The 6,005-nt window shown below is 29.7% G+C and carries 6 protein-coding genes and 1 tRNA gene; 1 reads left to right on the top strand and 6 read right to left on the bottom strand.

From position 1 onward, the window contains the following. The 6 genes from ACMUOV_RS06845 to ACMUOV_RS06820 all read right to left on the bottom strand — a co-directional run. Window positions 1-892: FecCD family ABC transporter permease (locus ACMUOV_RS06845; protein WP_413854357.1), on the bottom strand; the 892-nt coding region annotated here is incomplete at its 3' end. 2 nt (window positions 893-894) lie between these two features. Beyond that, window positions 895-1,743: an ABC transporter substrate-binding protein gene (locus ACMUOV_RS06840; protein ID WP_413854356.1), complete on the bottom strand. Its 849-nt coding sequence runs from the start codon at window positions 1,741-1,743 to the stop codon at window positions 895-897. A gap of 37 nt (window positions 1,744-1,780) precedes the next feature. After that, window positions 1,781-2,293 carry a cob(I)yrinic acid a,c-diamide adenosyltransferase gene (locus tag ACMUOV_RS06835; protein WP_413854355.1) on the bottom strand — a complete coding sequence of 171 codons (513 nt, stop codon included), beginning with the start codon at window positions 2,291-2,293 and terminating at the stop codon, window positions 1,781-1,783. 226 nt (window positions 2,294-2,519) lie between these two features. Continuing rightward, window positions 2,520-2,593: transfer RNA gene (locus ACMUOV_RS06830), tRNA-Ile, on the bottom strand. A 68-nt stretch (window positions 2,594-2,661) separates the two neighbouring features. Continuing rightward, the gene (locus tag ACMUOV_RS06825; protein WP_413854354.1) at window positions 2,662-4,377 is read right to left on the bottom strand and encodes a YgiQ family radical SAM protein; all 1,716 of its coding nucleotides are present in this window, start codon (window positions 4,375-4,377) and stop codon (window positions 2,662-2,664) included. A 6-nt stretch (window positions 4,378-4,383) separates the two neighbouring features. After that, complete coding sequence (locus ACMUOV_RS06820; RefSeq protein WP_413854353.1) at window positions 4,384-4,716, bottom strand: DMT family protein; 333 nt, start codon at window positions 4,714-4,716, stop codon at window positions 4,384-4,386. A 174-nt stretch (window positions 4,717-4,890) separates the two neighbouring features. Here ACMUOV_RS06820 and ACMUOV_RS06815 point away from each other — a divergent pair, with 174 nt between their 5' ends. Continuing rightward, complete coding sequence (locus ACMUOV_RS06815) at window positions 4,891-5,649, top strand: hypothetical protein (RefSeq protein WP_413854352.1); 759 nt, start codon at window positions 4,891-4,893, stop codon at window positions 5,647-5,649. Window positions 5,650-6,005 lie beyond the last annotated feature (356 nt).

Below are 6,005 nucleotides of genomic sequence, written 5' to 3'. Positions count from 1 at the left end.
CCGTTCTGCTTACCGTATCACATATTAATAAAAAAACAGAACCTGTAATTGCAGAAAAAGGAATTACAATTCTGTTATCGTTACCTACAAATTTTCTTGTAATATGCGGTATCATAAGCCCCACAAAACCTATAACTCCGCAACAGCTTACAATTGCTGCCGTAATTAAAGAACTTAATAAAAATAAATATTTTACCGTTTCCGATGTATTTACTCCGAGTGAATTTGATTTTTCGTTTCCCAAACTTATTATATTAACAATATTTCCCGATAAACATAAAATAATCACTCCGGTAACTACCGATATTATCACTATAGGCAATAGTCTTTCGTCAAAAAAAGAAAGGTTACCCATAAGCCACATAAAAGCCGAATAAAGTTGGTCTGACGATGATACTGAAAAAAGCAACATTACTGCCGAAGAAAAAATATAACTTGCAACAACTCCGGAAAGTATCATACCGTTTGAATCAAATTCTTTTCTCATATTTAATACATAAACCAAACAAACCGACAATATTGCTCCGCAAAAACCAAAAAGCGGCAAAAATATCCATGAAACTTTTATTATTCCAAATGCAAAACCTACTGAAACACCGAAAGCCGCACCGCCTGAAATTCCTAATGTAAAAGGATCTGCCAACGGATTCCTTAATACTCCCTGAAAAACACATCCGCTTACCGATAACCCGGCACCTGCAACTATTGCAAGTATTACCCTCGGTAACCTTATATGTTTTATTATTGTATAAACACTGTTATCTCCCGAATTATAAAAAACGGATTTTAAAATATCGGCAACGGATATTTCACTTACACCGGATTTCAGTGCAATTAAAAATGTTATAAATAATATTATTAACAATAAAAAAATTTTTAAAAAATATTTCATATTCAATTAACAGTTTCTAATTGTTTTTGCAAAATTTTTAGTCCTCTCAAAAAAGTTTTCGGTGTAGGCATAAAAATATCATTTGCATCCAACATAAATATTTTTTTATTTTTAACGGCAGGTATGGTTTTATATTTGTTCCATTTTATTATTTCTTTTTCGGTTATATCACCCATATTTACAAGTATTATAATATCCGGATTTTTTTTCATAACGGCTTCAATGCTTATGTTAGGGTATCTCATATCAATATCAACAAAAATATTTTCTAAGCCGATAAATTTATCATAATCATTTATATAGCTTTGTTTTCCTACCGTAAATAAAGGATTTGCTCCTACTTCCCAAAAAACGGTTTCGGTTTTCATTCTTCTTTTTTCACAAACTGAATTTATTTCATGCTTTACATCGGAAATCAATTTTGTCGCTGTTTCGGTTTTATCTAAAAAATTTGCTAACTGTTGAAAATTATTACAAATATCTTCAAAACCGCTTACGGTTTCCATAACATACACGGGTAATTTAAGCCGTATAATTTTCTCGACAACAGCTTTATTATTACCCTCTTTTGTTGCAATAATCAAATCCGGTTTCAATGAAACAATTCTTTCAATATTAGGTTCGGTAAAAGTTCCTATCTTTTCTTTTTTAACTTGTTTGTCGACACAAAAGGTTGTATTTGCTATAAGTTTATCATCCATACCAAGTTCATACAAACTTTCCGTAACCGACGGAGCAAGAGAAATAATTCTTTTATACTCGGCAAATAAATTACATTGAAATAAAAAAATTATTAATAAAAATATTAATAATTTTTTTAAAAAATTTATTTTTTCTATACTTCTATACATCTGTTCCTCTATACATCAAATTTTAATTGCAAAGCAATTAAAATTCTATTCCTTCTTGTGCGGGAATACCTTTATTAAACGGATGTTTTATTTCTTTTACTTCACTTACCAAATCGGCAAGTTCTATTAATTTATTACTTGCCCCTCTTCCCGTTATTACAACATTGGCTTGTTTATTCAATTCATTTATAATTGTAAGCAATAAATCTTCATCTATAAATTTATCTCTTAAAGCAATATTAAATTCTTCCAATACTATTAAATTATATTTGTTATCTCTTGTAATTTCTTTTAATTTATTTACGGCTTGTTCACATTCTTTTACAACTTGTTCTTTTGATATGTCTTTAAAACAAAAAGGATGTTTTGTTGCAAAAGAAAAAAAATCAAGGCCTTCAAGTTTAGTTAATATTTTTTGTTCACCGTAAAAATTTTCACCTTTAAAAAGTTGAACAAGACAAACTTTTTGATTATGTCCCAATGCCCTTATTATTTGCCCCATTGAAGATGTTGTTTTACCTTTTCCGTTTCCTGTTATTACTAAAATCATTTTTCCCCTCTAAAAATAAAAAAAACCACTTTCTATAAAAGAAAATGGTAATAATAATACGAATAAAAACTTTCCCCTAGAAAAGTAAAACTAACACAACAATTGAGAACAAATAATAGACCGGACTACAAAAAATATTTTGATTACCGTTGCTGGGCAGTGTCCGAATTGCAAAAAAGCTTACGGAACTTCCTTTATTTATTCTTAAATTAAAGAGCTTTAACTTTGGGCCTGGTAGGACTTGAACCTACGACCATTCGATTATGAGTCGAGTGCTCTAACCAACTGAGCTACAGGCCCTCTAAATGACAACTGTTTAAGTTTAACAAAAACAAAAATTATTGTCAAGCAATTGCGGAAATTCCATTTTAAAATCTTCTTCTATAATTATTTTTTCTTATATGTTTATTTGTTCCCTGTGTTATCGTCAATTTCTGTTTCATTCTTGCATTTCTGTCTTTTTCTACAAAAATATCGTTACCGTTTTTATCTTTTTGTGTCCAATACATAGCCGTTGAATATGTTGACGGAGTAGGTGTAAAAACCTGCACCTGTTCCGGAGTAAATTTTAAATTTTTATTTATAAAATATAAAAGTTCTTTTGTATCTTCCAAACTGCAACCCGGATGGTCCACCATAAAATAACATGTTAAAAACTGATTTAACGGAGTATTTATTTGTTTAAACATTTTAACAAATTCCAAAAAACATTCCTGTTTAGGTTTGTTCATCGCTTCCAAAACATTGTCACATGTATGTTCCGGTGCAATTTTTAATTGCCCGGATATATTATTATTTGAAATGTATTCCAAATAATTTTTACCGTTTTGTTTATCGGCAATAATTAAATCGTGCCTGATACCGGATGATACAAATACTTTTTTTATATTTTTGTTTGCGGCACATTGTTTTAACAAATCAATTTGTTCTTTATGAGAAAACATAATATTTTCACATACCGTCGGGTATAAACATTTTTTATTTTTACATTTTCCGGTTACCCCGTGCAATTTACAGGAAATTTTATACATATTTCCCGTAGGTCCGCCTATATCCGAAATATATCCTTTAAAATCTTTTTTTTGTGTAAGTTTATTTACTTCCTTTATTATCGATTCTTTGCTTCTTGAGATAACCGACTTTCCCTGATGAACGGCTATTGCGCAAAAATTACATTCTCCGCAACAACCTCTGTGAGATACCACGGAAAACTTTATTGTTTCCTGTGCTTTTACAACACCCTGTTTTGCATAATAAGGATGAACTTCCCTTGTCCAGTCCATTTCATAAATATTATCCAATTCCCGTTGAGTTAATGAAGTTTGAGGCGGGTTATGAATTAAATAACGAACGTCATGTTTTTGACATAAACCTTTTGAATTTTCATAAGCACTGTTGTTATAAAACAAATCAAACATTTCAATAAATTTATTTTTGTCGGCAATACATTCTTCATAAGATGGTATTTCGATATAATTTTCTTTGGCTGTTTTTGAAATATAACATAAACCTTTAATATCATAATAACTTTTATTTTCTTTTATTGCCTGTGCAAGTTCAAGCATAGTTTTTTCAGCCATGCCGTAAGCCAAAATATCTGCTTTTGCATCAAACAAAATTGATCTTCTTAATTTACTATCTTTTAAATCGTAATGAACAACTCTTCTAAGACTTGCTTCTATTCCGCCGAGAACAATAGGTTTTGTTTTTTTGAAATGTCTTCTTATTAAATTCGTATATACCATGCAGGCCCTGTCAGGTCTGCGGTTATTTATCCCGCCGGGCGTTAAATCGTCTTGATTTCTGAATTTTCCCGTAGCCGTATAATTTGCAACCAAAGAATCCATTGCACCGGCAGTAACTCCCCAAAACAAAGCAGGTTCGCCAAGACGTGCGATATCGTCGTTATTGATATCGGGTTGTGCAATAATTGCAACTTTAAAACCGTTAACGGTTAAGTAATTTGCAATAACGGCTGCACCGTTGAAAGGAGAATCAATATATGTATCTCCGGATACAATTATAATATCCGGCTTATCCCATTTTAAATTAATAATTTCCTGTTTTGTGGCAGGTAAAAACATTTTAAATTATTCCCATTTATAAAATACAAAAAAAACGGCAAGAACCATTAAACAAAAACTTACCAAATAATTCCATTTAAAATGTTCGTTTAAATACAATACGGAAAAAAAAGCAAATACGGTTAAAGAAATTACTTCCTGTATAATTTTTAATTGAGTTACATTAAATTGAAGATACCCTATTCTGTTTGCAGGAACCATAAAACAATATTCGATAAAAGCTATACCCCAACAAATTAAAATTAATTTTATCATCGGTATATTTTTAAATTTCAAATGCCAATACCATGCAAACGTCATAAATATATTTGAAATTGTAAGTAAAATTATTGTTTTCATTACAGCATCTCAAGAATGTTATCTATATATTTTTTAGAGTATATCATTTTACTTTTTTTTAAACAACACACACAACACATACATAAACATAAAAGGTACAATATTTTCCAATCCGACATTGAAAATAAAAACGTAAATTTAATATAATTACATAATGTTAATACGGAGTAAAAAATGAAAACTTTAACTTTTGTTATTTCTTGTTTAACCTGTATTTTACTTGCAAATTCATTTTTATATTCAAATACCGTCATCGGAAATTTACAAAACAAAAAAAATAATTTTAACAAACAGGGTATTACATATTCCGTATCAATTGAAAACGAACAAAACTCAACATCTATAATTAAATGTATTTTAACTGAAAAAGATAAAAATAAATTTTTTGAAACTTTAACTTCTTATACAAAAACAAATTATCTTTTATGTGACGACAAATTATATCAGGTTCAAGTATCAACGTCTTTTACTGCAGCGCCAAAACTTCTTTTACGCGAAGACAAATCATACCAAATCCAAGGAAACCCTAATTTATATTCTTTAAAATTTATTCTTTTCCCCGAAGAAATGAAAAAAAATATACTTGATGAATATTATTATGAAATTCCCGATTATGCAGATTGTATTGTAGGTGATAAAATTACGGTAAACGGTTACAGTTGTCAAATTCTTACAAAAACAATAACGGAAACAATAAAAAACGAACAAAATTTTACAACAAGGCAAAATATAACAAAAATGTATATAACCGAAAGATACGGATATCCTACAAAAATTGAATATCTTTATAAAAACAGTTATTCAAATTCAGCAGATTATGATGAAGGGTTCAGCAGAGCTACGGTAAATTTTACAAATTTTAACACGGATGTAACGAACAAATTACTTGAACTTCCGGAAAATCCTTTTATTATCGATTATAAAAAAGACTGATTTTTTAGGTTGTTGGGTGATAACTACAGCTGAGAGCTGAGAAGAATAAAGACAGGTTATAGGATTATAGGTTTAACGGCAACGGAAAAACTTTTAAAAATTTCTTTTGAAGCACGACTTAACGATAGCTGAGGCAGAAAATGTTACACATTTTCCTGGCTTAGTGCTTATTAGAGCTTAGAGTTTTCGGTATTTTTCGCTACGGCGAAAATCTAATTATTTATCAAAAATCGCATAGCGATTTTTACGACAAACTCCTCAGCCCTAAACTCTAAACTAACTTTATCTTTTAATAAATATTTCTATTCTGTTATTTTTATTTCTGCCTTCTTTGGTTGTATTTTCCGCTATCTGTT

Origin of the sequence: Candidatus Ruminimicrobium bovinum, assembly GCF_902760015.1 — a bacterium.
GTDB classification, from domain to species: Bacteria; Elusimicrobiota; Endomicrobiia; order Endomicrobiales; family Endomicrobiaceae; genus Ruminimicrobium; species Ruminimicrobium bovinum.
The sequence above is the reverse complement of the archived record's forward strand: the minus strand, read 5'-3'. Positions and strand labels throughout refer to the sequence as shown.

Coding starts and splice junctions, on each gene's coding strand:
- ACMUOV_RS06840 (WP_413854356.1), bottom strand. CDS start 1,743: ATGTATAGAAGTATAGAAAAAATAAATTTTTTAAAAAAATTATTAATA.
- ACMUOV_RS06835 (WP_413854355.1), bottom strand. CDS start 2,293: ATGATTTTAGTAATAACAGGAAACGGAAAAGGTAAAACAACATCTTCA.
- ACMUOV_RS06825 (WP_413854354.1), bottom strand. CDS start 4,377: ATGTTTTTACCTGCCACAAAACAGGAAATTATTAATTTAAAATGGGAT.
- ACMUOV_RS06820 (WP_413854353.1), bottom strand. CDS start 4,716: ATGAAAACAATAATTTTACTTACAATTTCAAATATATTTATGACGTTT.
- ACMUOV_RS06815 (WP_413854352.1), top strand. CDS start 4,891: ATGAAAACTTTAACTTTTGTTATTTCTTGTTTAACCTGTATTTTACTT.